This window comes from Sphingopyxis sp. YF1 (assembly GCF_022701295.1).
Classification (GTDB): Bacteria; Pseudomonadota; Alphaproteobacteria; order Sphingomonadales; family Sphingomonadaceae; genus Sphingopyxis.
In genome coordinates, this window is record NZ_CP033204.1 from 1,630,861 (window position 1) to 1,647,123 (window position 16,263).

General features: G+C 63.9%; 14 protein-coding genes. All 14 read left to right on the plus strand.

Annotated elements, in window-relative coordinates; translation table 11 throughout:
* Window position 1: 1 nt before the first annotated feature.
* The 14 genes from EAO27_RS07955 (at window position 2) to EAO27_RS08020 (ending at window position 16,242) form a co-directional block, all read left to right on the plus strand.
* Window positions 2-655: a hypothetical protein gene (locus EAO27_RS07955; protein WP_242779298.1), complete on the plus strand. Its 654-nt coding sequence runs from the start codon at window positions 2-4 to the stop codon at window positions 653-655.
* 1 nt (window position 656) lies between these two features.
* Window positions 657-2,669, plus strand: a complete 2,013-nt coding sequence (gene nuoG / locus EAO27_RS07960) for an NADH-quinone oxidoreductase subunit NuoG (protein WP_242779300.1) — start codon at window positions 657-659, stop codon at window positions 2,667-2,669.
* Between the two features lie 133 nt (window positions 2,670-2,802).
* On the plus strand, window positions 2,803-3,852 hold the full coding sequence (nuoH, locus tag EAO27_RS07965) for an NADH-quinone oxidoreductase subunit NuoH (RefSeq protein ID WP_242779303.1): 1,050 nt from the start codon (window positions 2,803-2,805) through the stop codon (window positions 3,850-3,852).
* Window positions 3,849-4,337 (plus strand): NADH-quinone oxidoreductase subunit NuoI, encoded by a 489-nt coding sequence (nuoI, locus tag EAO27_RS07970; RefSeq protein WP_242779306.1) that lies wholly within the window; start codon window positions 3,849-3,851, stop codon window positions 4,335-4,337. Before nuoH ends, nuoI begins: the two co-directional genes overlap by 4 nt.
* A gap of 12 nt (window positions 4,338-4,349) precedes the next feature.
* Complete coding sequence (locus EAO27_RS07975) at window positions 4,350-4,961, plus strand: NADH-quinone oxidoreductase subunit J (RefSeq protein WP_242779308.1); 612 nt, start codon at window positions 4,350-4,352, stop codon at window positions 4,959-4,961.
* A complete protein-coding gene (nuoK, locus tag EAO27_RS07980; protein WP_242779312.1) occupies window positions 4,958-5,263 on the plus strand; it encodes an NADH-quinone oxidoreductase subunit NuoK in 306 nt (101 codons plus the stop codon). Before EAO27_RS07975 ends, nuoK begins: the two co-directional genes overlap by 4 nt.
* A 4-nt stretch (window positions 5,264-5,267) precedes the next feature.
* Window positions 5,268-7,307, plus strand: coding sequence for an NADH-quinone oxidoreductase subunit L (nuoL, locus tag EAO27_RS07985; RefSeq protein WP_242779315.1), 2,040 nt, complete (start codon window positions 5,268-5,270; stop codon window positions 7,305-7,307).
* An 8-nt stretch (window positions 7,308-7,315) separates the two neighbouring features.
* The gene (locus tag EAO27_RS07990; RefSeq protein ID WP_278190140.1) at window positions 7,316-8,851 is read left to right on the plus strand and encodes an NADH-quinone oxidoreductase subunit M; all 1,536 of its coding nucleotides are present in this window, start codon (window positions 7,316-7,318) and stop codon (window positions 8,849-8,851) included.
* Window positions 8,848-10,278 (plus strand): NADH-quinone oxidoreductase subunit NuoN, encoded by a 1,431-nt coding sequence (gene nuoN, locus EAO27_RS07995; RefSeq protein WP_242779318.1) that lies wholly within the window; start codon window positions 8,848-8,850, stop codon window positions 10,276-10,278. The genes EAO27_RS07990 and nuoN overlap by 4 nt, the downstream gene beginning before the upstream one ends.
* 8 nt (window positions 10,279-10,286) lie before the next feature.
* Complete coding sequence (locus EAO27_RS08000; RefSeq protein ID WP_242780509.1) at window positions 10,287-11,003, plus strand: biotin--[acetyl-CoA-carboxylase] ligase; 717 nt, start codon at window positions 10,287-10,289, stop codon at window positions 11,001-11,003.
* Window positions 11,004-11,789: a type III pantothenate kinase gene (locus tag EAO27_RS08005; protein WP_242779321.1), complete on the plus strand. Its 786-nt coding sequence runs from the start codon at window positions 11,004-11,006 to the stop codon at window positions 11,787-11,789.
* Window positions 11,786-13,420, plus strand: coding sequence for a ribonuclease J (locus EAO27_RS08010; protein WP_242779324.1), 1,635 nt, complete (start codon window positions 11,786-11,788; stop codon window positions 13,418-13,420). The genes EAO27_RS08005 and EAO27_RS08010 overlap by 4 nt, the downstream gene beginning before the upstream one ends.
* A gap of 11 nt (window positions 13,421-13,431) precedes the next feature.
* The gene (locus EAO27_RS08015) at window positions 13,432-13,692 is read left to right on the plus strand and encodes a DUF1467 family protein (RefSeq protein ID WP_242779327.1); all 261 of its coding nucleotides are present in this window, start codon (window positions 13,432-13,434) and stop codon (window positions 13,690-13,692) included.
* A gap of 141 nt (window positions 13,693-13,833) precedes the next feature.
* Entirely contained in the window at window positions 13,834-16,242 is a 2,409-nt protein-coding gene (locus EAO27_RS08020; RefSeq protein ID WP_242779330.1) for a ligase-associated DNA damage response DEXH box helicase, read from the plus strand.
* Window positions 16,243-16,263: the final 21 nt, after the last annotated feature.

The window sequence follows — 16,263 nt, forward strand, 5'->3', positions numbered from 1 at the left end:
AATGATCACGCTTGCATTGGCTCTTCTTGCCGCCGCGCAGGCGCCCGAACAGGCCCCCCGCATGGACAATACGCCGACACCTTGGCCCGATCCGGAGCGCGAGCAGGGCGGTGCGATCAGCAAGGCCGATCCCGAAGCGCGTCAGACGCTCGCGCGCTACGCGGCGTGCATCGCCGCGAGGAGCCCCGACAAGGTCACCGACCTGTTGACCCAGGATTTTCGCGAGACTTCTTATGGTAACGGCCTGCGCAACCTTGTGCGCGCCAACGAAGGCTGCGCGCGACAGGTGGGGACACGCGGCGAGCGGCTGCGCGGGCAGAATCTGCCTTTTGCAGCAGCCCTTGCCGAAGCGATGATGGCCCGCGAAGCCACGCCGCTCAAGGTGCGGTTGGCGAAGGCCGCGAGCGGCAAGGAAGCGGCAACCTTCGCTCCGTCGGACAAGGTGGCAATGTGCGTCGCACGGTCCACCCCCGATGAGGTCGCGGGACTGTTCGCTACCGAGGTTGGATCCGACAGCGAAAAGCAGGTGGCGGACAAATTGCTGCCTGTCGTCAATCTGTGCGGGCAGGGCGCCAAGGTCGAAACCAGCGTCGCCGGCCTGCGCTCGATCATTGCCACCGCAAGCTTCCGCCTGCTGGCGGCACAGGAAAGCTGATATGCCTAAAGTTATCGTAGATGGTGTAGAACTCGACGTTCCGCAGGGCGCGACCGTCCTGCAGGCGTGCGAGATGGCGGGGAAGGAAATCCCGCGCTTCTGCTACCATGAACGCCTGTCGATCGCCGGAAATTGCCGCATGTGCCTTGTCGAAGTGTCGCCGGGGCCGCCGAAGCCGCAGGCGTCGTGCGCGCTGCCGACCGCCGAAGGGCAGGTGATCAAGACCGACAGTCCGATGGTCAGGAAGGCGCGTGAAGGGGTGATGGAGTTCCTCCTCATCAACCACCCGCTCGACTGCCCAATTTGCGACCAGGGCGGCGAATGCGATCTGCAGGACCAGTCGGTCGCCTATGGCCGCGGCGCGACGCGCTACGATGAGAACAAGCGCGCCGTCACCGAGAAATATATGGGTCCGATCGTCAAGACGGTGATGACCCGCTGCATCCAGTGCACGCGTTGCGTCCGCTTTGCGGAGGAAGTCGCCGGTGTCGAGGACATCGGCGCGATCTATCGCGGCGAGAATATGCAGATCACCTCTTATCTTGAGCGCGCTGTCGCGAGCGAGCTGTCGGGCAATGTCGTCGACCTCTGCCCCGTCGGCGCGCTAACCAGTAAGCCGTATGCGTTCGAAGCGCGACCATGGGAACTGACCAAGACGCTCGGCATCGACATGATGGACGCTGTCGGCACCAATGTGCGCATCGACGCGCGCGGGCGCCAGGTGCTGCGCGTGCTGCCGCGCGTCAACGATGACGTGAACGAGGAATGGGCCAGCGACAAGACGCGCCACCATGTCGATGGCCTGACCCGCCGCCGCCTCGACCGGCCCTTCGTGCGCAAGGACGGCCAGCTCGTCGAGGCGAGCTGGGCCGAGGCTTTCGCGGCGATCAACGCGGTCAATGCCGGATCGTCGGTCGCCGCGATCGCGGGCGACATGGCCGACTGCGAGACGATGTTTGCCGCAAAGGCGCTGGTCAATGCGCTCGGCGGCACGCTGCTCGAAGGGCGCCAGACCGGGCTCGACTATGACGTCACCAGCCTGTCGGCGGTCAATTTCAACACCACGATCGCCGAGGCCGAAAATGCCGATGTGATCCTGCTCGTCGGCACCAACCTGCGCTGGGAAGCGCCGCTGATCAACACGCGCGTCCGCAAGGCGGTGTGGAAGAAGGGCGCGAAGGTCTTCGCGATCGGCCCCGAAACCGACCTGACCTACAAGGTCGAATGGCTCGGCGACGATGCCTCGCTGGTGACGAAGCTGCCGAAGCATGTGACGGACGCGCTGAAGGGCGCCGAACGGCCGATGCTGGTCTTCGGCGGCGGCGCCTTGTCGGTGCCCGGCGTCCATGGCGCCGGCCTCGCGCTCGCCAAGAGCGTCGATGCGATCAAGGATGACTGGAACGGCTTCAACGTCGTCCATTTCTCGGCCGCGCGCATGGGCGCGCTGATGCTCGGTTACGGGCTGCCCGGCGGAATCAGGGATGTGGTCGCGGCGAAGCCCAAGCTCGCCTTCTTCCTCGGCGCCGACGAGGTTGATTTCACTGCCTTCGCCAGCACGCTCAAAGTCTATGTCGGTCATCATGGCGACAAGGGCGCGCACGCTGCCGACGTCATCCTGCCCGCCGCGGCGTGGACCGAGAAGGACTTCATCACGGTCAACACCGAGGGCCGCGTCCAGCGCAGCGAGAAGGCGGTGTTCGCACCCGGCGACGCGCGCGAGGACTGGAGCATTTTTAGAGCCTTGGCCGACGCGCTCGGTGTATCGGTCGGTTTCGACAGCTTCGCCGAATGCCGCGCGGCGATGATTGCTGCGGTTCCGGCGCTGGGTGTGGAGGGGCTCGCCGATTATGGCTGGGCGCCGCCGAAGCTTCCGGCCAAGCCCGAGGCGCGAGCGATCCCGTCGCCGGTCAAGGATTTCTATCTCACCAACGCCATCTGCCGCGCATCGCCGACGATGCAGCGCTGCTCGGACGAGCTGATCCACGGCGTCGACTTTGCGGAGGCCGCGGAATGACCCCGGTGCATGCTATCGCCAGCATCCTGTTCGTCGGGATGGGCTATTCGGTTTGGCGCGGTTTCAATCCCCGGGGCAAGTCGGAGAAGCCGGGTCCGCATAACGGATGGCGGAACCAGGACGGGGCCAAGAAATGACCGAGACCTTCATTTCCTGGGGCATGGACCCGACCTGGGCGTGGGGCGTCGCGACGATCGCGGGAATCCTGCTGATCGCGCTGCCGCTGATGCTCGCAGTGGCGATGATCATCTATGCCGATCGCAAGATCTGGGCGGCGATCGCGCTGCGCCGCGGCCCGAACGTCGTCGGTCCTTTCGGCCTGCTCCAGTCGTTCGCCGACGGCCTCAAGGTATTCCTGCAGGAAACGATCATCCCGTCGGGTGCGAACCGCGGGCTGTTCCTGATCGCGCCGATCATCACCTTCACCGTCGCGCTGCTCGCCTGGGCGGTGATCCCGTTCAATTCGGGCGCGGTGCTCGCCGACATCAACGTCGGGTTGCTCTACATCCTCGCGATTTCGTCGCTCGGCGTCTATGGCGTGATCCTGTCGGGCTGGGCGTCGAACTCGAAATATCCCTTCTTCTCGGCGATGCGCGCCTCGGCGCAGATGATCAGCTATGAAGTGTCGATCGGTTTCATCCTGATCGGCGTCGTGCTTTATGCCGGCAGCTTCAACATGAACGAGATCATCAAGGCGCAGGAAGGCTTCGGCTTCGGCTTCGTGAACGCGTTCGGCTTCAACCTGCTGCTCTTCCCGCTCGCGGTGATGTTCCTGATCTCGTCGCTCGCCGAAACCGCACGCGCGCCGTTCGACCTGACCGAAGCGGAATCGGAGCTGGTCGCGGGCTACCAGACTGAATATTCGTCGATGAGCTTCGCGCTCTTCTGGCTCGGCGAATATGCCAACGTGCTGCTGATGTGCACGCTCAACGCCATCCTGTTCTGGGGTGGCTGGCTGCCGCCGCTCAACGTCGATCTGATCCCGTGGTTCGACATCCCGGGCATCGTGTGGCTGTTCGCGAAGATCCTCTTCTTCTTCTTCGTCTTCAGCTGGGTCAAAGCGACCGTCCCGCGCTACCGTTACGACCAGTTGATGCGGCTGGGCTGGAAGGTATTCCTGCCGATCTCGCTTCTTTGGATTTTCCTGATCTCCGGCTGGCTGATGCTGACGAGGTATTCATGAGTAACATCGCCCATCTCGTCAAAAGCTTCACCTTGTGGGAATTTGTGAAGGCGCACGCCCTCACGCTGAAATATTTCTTCAAGCCCAAGGCGACGATCAACTATCCGTTCGAGAAGAACCCGCTCAGCCCGCGCTTTCGCGGCGAGCATGCGCTGCGCCGTTATCCGAACGGCGAGGAGCGCTGCATCGCGTGCAAGCTGTGCGAAGCGGTGTGCCCGGCGCAGGCGATCACGATCGAGGCCGAGCCCCGCGACGACGGCAGCCGCCGCACGACGCGCTACGACATCGACATGACCAAGTGCATCTATTGCGGCTTCTGTCAGGAGGCGTGCCCGGTCGATGCGATCGTCGAGGGGCCGAACTTCGAATTCGCGACCGAAACGCGCGAGGAACTGCTCTATGACAAGACCAAGCTGCTCGCCAACGGCGACAAATGGGAACGCGCGATCGCGGCGAATCTTGCCGCCGACGCGCCCTATCGCTAGGGGGCGGCGCACATGATTCAACTGGTCGCCTTTTACCTGTTCGCCACGCTCGTCATCGCTTCGGGCGCGATGGTGATTTTCGCGCGCAACCCGGTCCACAGCGTGATGTGGCTGATCCTCGCCTTCTTCAACGCGGCGGGGCTGATGCTGCTCGCGGGGGCCGAGTTCATCGCGATGCTGCTGGTCATCGTCTATGTCGGCGCGGTCGCGGTGCTGTTCCTGTTCGTGGTGATGATGCTCGACATCGATTTTGCCGAACTGCGCGCCGGTTTCGTGCGCTATCTGCCGCTCGGCGCGCTCGTTGCGATCATCCTTGTCGCCGAGCTGATCTTTGCGATCGGTGCCTGGAGCGCGGGCGGGATCGACCTTGCCGCGCGCGCCGCGCCGGTGGTGTCCGACAAGAGCAACATCCAGCAGATCGGCGAACTGCTCTACACGAAGTATATCTTCCTGTTCGAGGCAGCGGGCATCGTCCTGCTCGTCGCGATGATCGGCGCGATCGTGCTGACGCATCGCCAGCGCGGCGGGGTGCGCACGCAGAATATTTCGGCGCAGAACCGGCGCCGTCCGGACGAGGCGACGCGCCTTGTCGACCCGGGCGTTGGGCAGGGGGTTGAGCTGTGATTTCGGTCGGCCATTATCTCGCCGTTTCGGCGGTGCTGTTCACGCTCGGCGTGCTCGGCATCTTCATCAACCGCAAGAATATCATCGTCATCCTGATGGCGGTCGAACTGATCCTGCTCGCGGTGAACATCAATCTCGTCGCGTTCAGCGCCGCGCTCGGCGACCTCGTCGGGCAGGTCTTCTCGATGTTCGTGCTCACGGTCGCCGCGGGTGAAGCGGCGATCGGGCTCGCGATCATCGTCATCTATTTCCGCGGCCGCGGCACCATTGCCGTCGACGATGCCAACCGGATGAAGGGGTAAGCCGGTGATTCAGGCGATCGTTTTCCTGCCGCTGCTGGCGGCCCTCGTCGCTGGTCTCGGCCAGCGCTTCATCAGCAAGACCGCCGCGAAGCTGGTCACCACCGGCGGGCTGTTCGCGAGTTGCGCGCTCAGCTGGCCGATTTTCCTGTCCTTCGTGACGGGCACCGGCGAGGCCGAGGTCGTGACCGTGCTGCACTGGGTCAGCTCGGGCGCGCTCCAGTTCAACTGGGAACTGCGCGTCGACACGCTGACCGCGGTGATGCTTGTCGTGATCACCACCGTTTCGGCGCTCGTACATCTGTATAGCTGGGGCTATATGGAGGAAGACCCGGACCAGCCGCGCTTCTTCGCCTATCTGTCGCTCTTCACTTTCGCGATGCTGATGCTCGTGACCGCGAACAACCTCGTCCAGATGTTCTTCGGCTGGGAAGGCGTCGGTCTCGCATCCTATCTGCTCATCGGTTTCTGGTACAAGAAACCGAGCGCAAACGCCGCCGCGATCAAGGCTTTCGTCGTCAACCGCGTCGGCGACTTGGGCTTCATGCTCGGCATTTTCGGCACCTTCCTTGTATTCGGCACCGTCTCGATCCCCGCGATCCTCGACGCCGCGCCGGGCATGGCGGGCTCGTCGATTACCTTCCTCGGCATGCGCCTCGACACGATGACGATCCTCTGCCTGCTGCTGTTCATCGGCGCGATGGGCAAGTCGGCGCAGCTCGGGCTGCACACGTGGCTTCCCGATGCGATGGAAGGCCCGACCCCGGTGTCGGCGCTGATCCACGCCGCGACGATGGTCACCGCGGGTGTCTTCATGGTGTGCCGCCTGTCGCCGATGTTCGAAACCGCGCCGATCGCGCTCGGCGTCGTCACCTTCGTCGGCGCCGCGACCTGCTTCTTCGCCGCGACGGTCGGCACGACGCAGTGGGACATCAAGCGCGTCATCGCCTATTCGACCTGCTCGCAGCTCGGCTACATGTTCTTCGCCGCGGGCGTCGGCGCCTATGGCGCGGCGATGTTCCACCTGTTCACGCACGCCTTCTTCAAGGCCTTGCTGTTCCTCGGCGCCGGTTCGGTCATCCATTCGATGCACCACGAACAGGACATGCGCTATTACGGCGGCCTGCGTAAGCACATCCCGATCACCTTCTGGGCGATGATGGCGGGCACGCTGGCGATCACCGGCGTCGGGATCGCCGGCGTCGCGGGCTTCGCAGGTTTCCATTCGAAGGACGGCATCCTTGAGGCGGCGTTCGCTGCCGGCGGTGGCGGCCAGATCGCCTTCTGGGTCGGCATCTTCGCCGCGCTGCTGACGAGCTTCTATTCGTGGCGCCTCGTCTTCCTGACTTTCTACGGCAAGCCGCGCTGGGAGCAGAGCGAGCATGTCCAGCATGCGGTGCACGACGATCATGGCCACGACGGCCATGCGCATAATGATCATGCACATCACGGCGACGCGCATAGTGACGGCACGGCGGGCTATCATCCACACGAAAGCCCGATGTCGATGCTTGTCCCGCTGGTGCTGCTGTCGGTCGGTGCGATCTTCGCCGGTTTCGTCTTCGCGCACCCGTTCATCTATCCCGAAGAAGGCATGGCCTTCTGGAAGGGAAGCATGCTGGCGTTCGACGAACATCTGATGCACGCCGCACACGAGGTGCCGACCTGGGTCAAGTGGACGCCGTTCACGGTGATGGCGATCGGCCTGTTCCTCGCGTGGAACAGCTATATCCGCAACACGACCTTGCCGGCGCGCTTTGTGGCGCAGTTCAAGCTGCTCCACCAGTTCCTCTACAACAAATGGTATTTCGACGAGCTGTACAACGTGATCTTCGTCAAGCCCGCCTTCGCCATCGGCCGCTTCTTCTGGAAGCGCGGCGATGAACAGACCATCGACCGCTTCGGCCCCGATGGTGCGGCGACGCTCGTTCAGGGAGGCACGCGTCTCGCGGTGCGGCTGCAATCGGGTTATGTTTATGGATATGCGTTCGTGATGCTGCTCGGTCTTGTCGGCCTCGCCAGCTGGGCCATGGTGAATTTCCTGTGAGCGGCGGGGTGGGTCTCCTTTCGCTGATGCTGGCGGTCCCGACGGTTGCCGCCATCGTCTGCCTGTTCGTTGGCGACAAACCGGCGCGCTGGGTCGCGCTCGGTGCGACGTTGATCGACCTCGCGCTGGGCATCCTGCTGTGGACGCGGTTCGACATCGGTGGTGCGCAATGGCAGTTCGTCGAACGCGCCGACCTGTTCGGCCGCTTTCAGTGGGCGCTCGGCATCGACGGCATCGCGCTGATGCTGATCATGCTCAGCGTCTTCCTGATGCCGCTGTGCATCCTTGCGAGCTGGGACGCGATCAAACAGCGCGTGAGCCTCTACATGGCGATGTTCCTGATCATGGAAGTCGTCATGATCGGCGTCTTCATGGCGCAGGACCTGTTGCTCTTTTACATCTTCTTTGAAGCCGGCCTGATCCCGATGTATTTCATCATCGGCATCTGGGGCGGAGCGAACCGCAAATATGCGGCGTTCAAATTCTTCCTCTACACGCTGCTCGGATCGGTGCTGATGCTGATCGCGATCATCGCGATGATCGCCGAAGCGGGAACGACCGACATTCCGACGCTGCTCAGCTACAATTTCCCGCCGGAAATGCAGACTTGGCTGTGGCTCGCCTTCTTCGCCAGCTTGGCGGTCAAGATGCCGATGTGGCCCGTCCACACATGGCTTCCCGATGCGCACGTGCAGGCGCCGACGGCGGGGTCGATGATCCTGGCGGGCGTGTTGCTCAAGCTTGGCAGCTACGGCTTCCTGCGCTTCATGATGCCGATGTTCCCCGACGCTTCGGCGCAACTGATGTGGCTCGTCTTTGCGCTGTCGATGGTCGCGGTGGTCTACACCAGTCTCGTCGCGCTGGTGCAGAGCGACATGAAGAAGCTGATTGCTTACTCGTCGGTCGCGCATATGGCCATCGTCACCGCTGGCCTCTTTGCCTTCAACCAGCAGGGCATTGAGGGCGCACTGATCATCATGCTCAGCCATGGCGTCGTGTCGGCTGCGCTCTTCTTCTGCGTCGGCGTGATCTATGACCGGCTCCACACGCGCGAAATCGACCGGTACGGCGGGCTCGCGGTGAACATGCCGGCCTATGCGATCTTCTTCATGCTGTTCACTATGGCGTCGATCGGCCTGCCGGGCACCAGCGGCTTCGTCGGCGAATTCCTCAGCCTCGCGGGCATATACGAAGCCTCGAGTTGGGTCGCCTTCGTGTGCACCACCGGGATCATCCTCGGCGCCGCCTATATGCTGTATCTCTACCGCCGCGTCGTGTTCGGCGAACTCACCAAGGACGATGTCAAGGCGATGCCCGACCTCAACCCCCGCGAATGGGCGATCATGGTGCCGCTGGCGGCCGTGGCGCTGTGGATGGGTGTCTATCCCGAGAGCTTCCTCGCGCCGATGCGCGGCGACGTGACCACCGTGGTTGCGCGCCTCGCGCCGTCGAAACCCGCGGGCGACGCGCATCTCGCGATGGGCAAGGCGAAGCCTGCCGAGGCCGACCATGGCGAAGCGCAGCATGCGGGAGGCGTCCAATGACCGCCGATCTCGCGCTCATCTGGCCCGAACTGATCCTGACGATCGGCGGGCTGGTCACGCTGATGCTCGGGACCTTCCTGGGCGATCGCAACACCCGCCTCTACCAGCTCTCGTCGCTGTTGACGCTCGCCGCCGCGGCGGTCGCAGTGGTCGCGCTGTTCGGGGTCAACGCCTCGGTCTTTTCGGGCACCCTGTCGGTCGACGCGTTCGGCGGCTTCGCCAAGCTGCTGATCTATGCGGCCAGCTTCGTGTGCATCCTCGTCGCGCCGCGCTTCTTCGGGGCGGGGATGCGGGCCGAGTATCCGGCGCTGATCCTCTTCGCCGCGCTCGGCATGGGCATCATGGCCTCGTCGCGCGACCTGATGACTCTTTACGTCGGGCTCGAACTCAACAGCCTCGCGGCCTATGTGCTTGCCAGCTTCATGCGCAACGACGACCGGTCGAGTGAAGCGGGGCTCAAATATTTCGTCCTCGGCGCACTTGCCAGCGGCATCCTGCTCTATGGTGTGACGCTGCTCTACGGTTTCAGCGGGACGACCGACTTCGCGGGCATCGCCAAGGCGATGGACGGCGGACTCAACATCGGACTGATCTTCGGTATCGTCTTCGTGCTTGCGGGCCTGGCGTTCAAGGTCAGCGCAGTGCCATTCCACATGTGGACCCCCGACGTTTATGAAGGCGCGCCGACCCCGGTGACAACCTTCTTTGCCAGCGCGCCGAAAGTGGCCGGCATGGCAATGATGACGCGCGTCGTGATCGATGCGATGGGGCCGGCGGGCACTGCCTGGCAGCAGATCGTGATCTTCCTCGCGCTCGCCTCGATCATCCTCGGTGCGGTCGGCGCGATCGGGCAGAAGAATATCAAGCGCCTGCTGGCCTATTCTTCGATCAACAACGTCGGCTTTATGCTCATCGCGCTCGCTGCGGGAACGCAGGCGGGGGTCGAGGCCGTGCTGACCTATATGCTGGTCTACGTCGTCACCACGATCGGTTCTTTCCTCGTCGTGCTCCAGTTGCGCGATGCCGATGGCAACCAGATCGAGAGCATTCCCGCACTTGCCGGCCTGTCGCAATATCGCCCGGGCTTGGCAGCGGCGATGGCGGTGTTCCTGTTCAGTCTCGCCGGCATTCCGCCGCTGTTCGGCTTCTGGCCGAAGTATCTGGCGTTCGAGGCCGCAGTCAACGCGGGCCTTGTTCCGCTGGCGGTCGCGGGCATCGTCGCCTCGGTGATTGGCGCATATTATTACATCATGATCATCAAGACGATGTACTTCGATGATCGCTCGGACGTCGAGATCAGCGGCGGCGGCAATGCCGTCGAAGGGGCGATTGTGACGGTCAGCGCGCTTTGGTTGTCCGTGATCGGCTATCTCTTCATTCCGACGCTGGCCGTGGCTTCAGCCTACGCCGCCGCGGTGCTGTTCTGATACCGCCGATCGAGCGGATCGCGCAGACAGGTTCGACCAACGCCGACCTGCTGGCGCGGCTGGCAGGCGGCGAGCGTGTTGGCGAGGGGCACTGGCTCGTCGCTGACCGCCAGATCGCCGGGCGTGGCCGCCTGGGTCGCGCATGGGGCGACGGGCTCGGCAATTTTATGGGTTCGACCGTGGTCCACCTCGGTGCAGGCGATCCGATCGCGGCGACGCTCGCGCTGATGGCCGGGGTCGCACTCGCCCGGACCGTCCAAACACTTGCGCCTGCCGTCGATTTCCGACTCAAATGGCCGAACGACGTGCTCGTCGATGGCGCAAAATGCTCGGGCATACTGCTCGAACGGAGCGGCGATGCAGTGGTGATCGGAATCGGGGTCAATCTGGTCTCTGCGCCCGAGTTGCCCGACCGTGCAACCGCTTGCTTCGCCGACAAGGGCGCCGCGATCGACCGGGACCGTTTTGCCGATACGCTGGCGGTGGCGATGGTCGACGCGCTCTGGACGTGGCGGCAGACTGGGATCGAGAGCATCGTTCGCGCGTGGTTGCCGCTCGGCCACCCGGTTGGAACACCGCTGCATGTGTCGGAGCAGGCGATCGACGGCCTTTTCGACGGCCTTGCCCCCGATGGGGCGCTACGCTTGCGCCGGGATGACGGGGAGACCATGCTGATCCACGCAGGCGACATTGAATTGCGCCGTCCGGTCGAGGAAGGAAAGTAGATGCTGCTCGCGATCGACGTCGGCAACACCAACGCCAAATTCGGACTGTTCCGTGACACCGAACTGCTCGCGCGCTGGCGCATAGCGACCGACGATCGCCGGACCGCCGATGAATATATGGTTTGGCTCGACCAGTTGTTGCGTCTTGAAGGGCACGACCGGGCCGACGTCGGTGCAGTGATCATCTCGACCGTCGTGCCGCGCGCGCTCCACAATCTTCAACTCCTCGCGCACAAATATTTCGGCGTCGATGCGCTGATTGCGGGTCGCGCGCCGGTCGGATGGGGCATCGCGCTCAAGGTCGCCGAGCCGCAGTCGGTCGGCGCCGATCGCGCGTGCAACGCGGTATCGGCACAGGCGATCGCGCCCGACAAGGACAAGCTCGTCATCAGTTTCGGTACCGCGACGACGCTCGATCATATCGGCCCCGACGGTGCCTATCTCGGAGGTATCATCGCGCCGGGTGTCAACCTGTCGCTCGAGGCGCTGGTCGCCGCCGCGGCCAAGCTTCCGCGTATCGCGATCGAGGCGCCACCGACAGCGAGCGTGATCGGCCGCAACACCGAAAGCCAGATGCTGATCGGCGTCTATTGGGGTTATGTTTCGATGATGGAGGGACTGATCGCGCGCATGAAGGCCGAGATCGGCAAACCTCTTTCCGTGATCGCCACCGGCGGACTCGCGACGCTGTTCCAGGAACAGGCGCATCTTTTTGATCGGATCGATCCGGATTTGACATTGAACGGACTTATGCACCTTTATCACCAGCGGGCGACCGAAGCATGACCAAGCCCGGCAAGGAACTGCTCTTTCTCGCGCTCGGCGGCTCGGGCGAGATCGGAATGAACGCCAATCTCTATGGCTGTGACGGCAAATGGATCATGCTGGACCTCGGCGTGACCTTTGGCACGCATGATTATCCCGGCATCGACATCATCATGCCCGACCTCGAATTCATCGAGGACCGCAAGAAGGATTTGCTCGGGATCGTGCTCACCCACGGGCATGAGGATCATATCGGGGCTTTGCCCTATCTCGCCGCCGACCTCGGCGTGCCGCTTTACGCCAACCGCTTCACCGCCGGGCTGATCGCGCACAAGCTCGCCGAAGAGGGGCTGGAGAAAGAGGTCAAGATCCATACCGTCGACATCGACGCGCAGTTCCAGCTTGGCCCCTTCGGTATCCGCCTGATGCCGCTCGCCCACTCGATCCTCGAGATGAGCGCGGCGGTAATCGATACGCCTTATGGACGTGTCTTTCACACCGGCGACTGGAAACTCGACGCCGATCCGGTGCTAGGTATCCCGTCGAGCGCGTCGGCGCTGACCGCGATCGGCGATGAGGGAGTCGACGTCCTCGTCTGCGATTCGACCAACGCCTTCAACGCCGACGCCTCGGGTAGCGAGGGCGACCTCTATGATGGTCTGCTTGAGGCAGTCGGAGAAGCGCGCGGACGCGTCATCGTCACCACCTTCGCCTCGAATGCGGCGCGGCTCGCGACACTGGGGCGGGTCGCGACAGAAACCGGGCGCACACTGTGCGTCGCCGGGCGCTCGCTCGACCGAATCCTCGGCGTTGCGCGCTCGGTCGGCTATCTGAAAGATTTCCCGGCGACGGTCGATTTCGACGAGGCGATGCGGCTGCCCCGCGACAAGCTCATGGTGATCGCGACGGGCGGGCAGGGCGAGGCGCGAGCCGCACTCGCGCGCATGGCGTCGGACAACCACCAGATCAAGCTGCAGGCGGGCGACACCGTGGTCTTCTCGTCGAAGCAGATTCCCGGCAATGAGGTCGCGATCGGCCGCATCATGAACCAGCTCGCCGCGCGGGATGTGCTGACGGTGACCGAGAAGCAGGCACATATTCATGTCAGCGGTCATCCCGGACAGCCTGAACTCGCTGCACTTTACGGTTGGCTGCGCCCGAAACTGGTGCTGCCGGTGCATGGCGAGATCCGACACATGCACGAACAGGCACGCTTCGCGCTCGAACGCGGCGTTCCCGGCATGCTGGTGCAGGAAAATGGTGATCTTTGCCGTCTGGCACCGGGACCGGCGAAGATCGTCGAGCGCGTTCGTTCAGGACGCCTGATCCTCGATGGCGACGTCATCCTGCCCGCCGACGGCGAGACGATCAACGAGCGGCGCAAGCTTGCACTCAACGGTCAGATTTCGGTCGCGACTATCTTTTCCGAAGGTCGTTTCGTCGAGAGTGCGGTCAGTTATCGCGGCGTGCCGGTGGAGGATGACCGCGAGGCGTTTGTCGATGAAATGCGCGAAGCCGCCGAAATGGCTGCGGTCGCGCCCACAAAGGACCGCGAGAAACTGCGCGAGGCAATCCGCCTCGGTGTGCGCCGTATCGCGACCGACTGGACAGGCAAGAAGCCGGTGGTCGACGTGATGCTCATTGATATCTGAGGACGAACCCGATGAAATGGACCTCCGCGCTGGCGATCTTCACGCTCTTCTGGGTGTTCAGCGCCTTCTTCGTGCTGCCTTTCCACGGCCGTCGCGCAGACGACGAATCCCAGCCGCTGATCGCCGGACAGGATCGAGGCGCACCAGCCACCTTCCGGCCCAAGCGCATCCTGTTGCAGATGACGATCACCGCGGCGATTTGCTTCGTGTTCTACTACATCGCCTATGTGAATGGCTGGGCCGATCCCGACGTTATTACCGGACGCGCTTGACGCGGACGCCCTACGCGGAAATCGCTGCGCATGGCTGTTGGCGGCGAGCATGTGCGAATGAGAATGGGCATCGCGCCACACGCGACCGGGCAACGGCGTGAAAGGCTTGCAGCGGCTGCGGCGCGGCGCCACATTCCGCTGATGCCCCTTCCGCCCGTCTTCACGGATTGGTTCGCGGCGCGCGGATGGCGCGTCCGGCGCCATCAGGCAGAGATGCTCGCGGCGGCGCAGAGCAACAGGCATGCGCTTCTTGTCGCGGCAACGGGGGCGGGCAAGACGCTGGCGGGCTTTTTGCCGACCCTGGTCGATCTGGCCGCGCAGCCCTCGGACCGGCTGCATACCCTCTATGTGTCGCCGCTGAAGGCGCTCGCCGCCGATGTCGAACGCAACCTGCTCGGGCCGATCGAGGACATGGCGCTGGCGATCAGCGTCGAGAGCCGCAGCGGCGACACCAGTTCGGACAGAAAGGCGCGTCAGCGTAGCCGGCCGCCCAACATCCTGCTGACCACCCCCGAATCGCTGTCGCTCCTGCTCTCCTATTCCGACAGCTTCGCGATGTTCGCCGATTTGAAGACGGTGGTAATCGACGAGATCCACGCTTTCGCGCCGGGCAAGCGTGGCGACCTTCTGAGCCTCGCGTTGTCGCGGCTTCAGAAAATCGCCCCCGCAATGCGTCGTGTCGGGCTGTCCGCGACGATTGCGGACCCCCGGCAATATGCCGCGTGGCTTGCGCCCGAAGCGGTGGGAGATGCAGTAACGATCGTCGAAGGCGAGCCGGGCGCCGAGCCCGACATATCGATCCTGCTGCCCGCGGGAGCGGTGCCCTGGGCCGGGCATTCGGGGCGCTATGCGGTGCACCAGGTCATGGAAGAGATCGCCAAGAACCGCACGACGATTATCTTCTGCAACACGCGCGGGCTCGCCGAACTGATCTTCCAGGAGCTGTGGAAGGTCAACGATCTGTCGCTGCCGATCGGCATCCATCACGGCAGCCTGGACCGTGAAGCACGCCAGCGCGCCGAAGCGGCGATGGCCGAGGGGCGGCTTCGCGCGCTGGTCGCGACGTCGAGCCTCGATCTCGGGCTCGACTGGGGCGACGTCGACTGCGTGATACAGATGGGCGCTCCCAAGGGCAGTTCGCGGCTGCTCCAGCGCATCGGGCGTGCCAACCACCGGCTGGACGAGCCGAGTCGTGCGCTGATCGTGCCGGGCAACCGCTTTGAATATCTCGAAGCACAGGCCGCTCTTGACGCCGTGGAGGCGGGCGAGCGCGACGCGGACCGCTTCCGCCCCGGCGCGATCGATGTGCTCGCGCAGCATGTGATGGCGGTCGCCTGCGCCGCGCCTTTCGACGAGACCGCGTTGCTCGAAGAAATCCGCTCGGCGGCTCCCTATCGCTGGATAAATGCGACGACCTTTGCGCGACTGCTCGGTTTCGTGCGCGACGGGGGCTATGCGCTCAAGAGCTATGACCGTTTCCGCCGGCTGGCGCCCGACGGGCAGGGGGGCTGGCGGATCGCGCATCCGCGACTCGCTGCTCAGCATCGGCTCAACGCCGGGATCATCGTCGACGCGCCCACGCTCGACGTGCGGTTCAAAAACGGACGCCGGCTCGGCAGCGTCGAGGAGTATTTCGCGAGCACGCTGAGTCCTGGTGACACATTCGCCTTTGCCGGGCTGAGTCTGGAGGTCGAGGCGATCCGCGACATGGACCTGCTGGTGCGCGCGACGACGCGGCCCGCGCGCATCCCTTCCTATGTCGGCGCGCGCATGGCCCTGACGACGCGGCTCGCCGACCGGGTACGCGGCTTCCTTGCCGAGCCGGCCAGTTGGGTACGCTTTCCTGAGGATGTGCGCTTCTGGCTCGAGATGCAGCAATTGCGGTCGGTGCTGCCGCGGACCGGCGAATTGCTCGTCGAGACCTTCCCTCACGAAGGTCATCATTATCTCGTCGTCTATCCGTTCGAAGGCTGGAATGCACATCAGTCGCTGGGCATGCTGATTTCGAAGCGGATGGAGCGGGCGGGATTGCAGCCGCTGGGTTTCGTCGCGTCGGATTATGCGCTGGCGATCTGGTCGCTCAAGCCCGTGACAGATCCCGCGGGGCTGTTCGATGCAGCGATCCTCGAAGACGAGTTCGTCGAATGGGTCGAGGGATCGCACCTGCTCAAGCGTGCGTTCCGCGAGGTCGCGGTGATCGGGGGGCTGATCGAGCGTCAGCATCCCGGCAAGCGCAAGACGGGCAAGCAGGTAACTTTCTCGACCGACCTGATCTTTGACGTGTTGCGCAAATATGAGCCCGACCATCTGCTGCTCGAAGCCGCGTGGGCCGACGCGCGCGAGCGGTTGACCGATGTTGCGCGGCTTGGCGACCTGCTCGACCGCGCGGCGGGAACGATGCTTCACCGGGACCTGTCGCGGATCAGTCCGCTAGCGGTTCCCGTGTTGGTGCTGATCGGGCGCGAGAATGTCGCGGCCGCGGATATCGATGATGCGCTGCTCGGAGAGCTGGCGGACAGTCTGGCGGTTCAGGCAATCGGGGAGAGGTGACTCATCGCGCGAGGTGCGCGT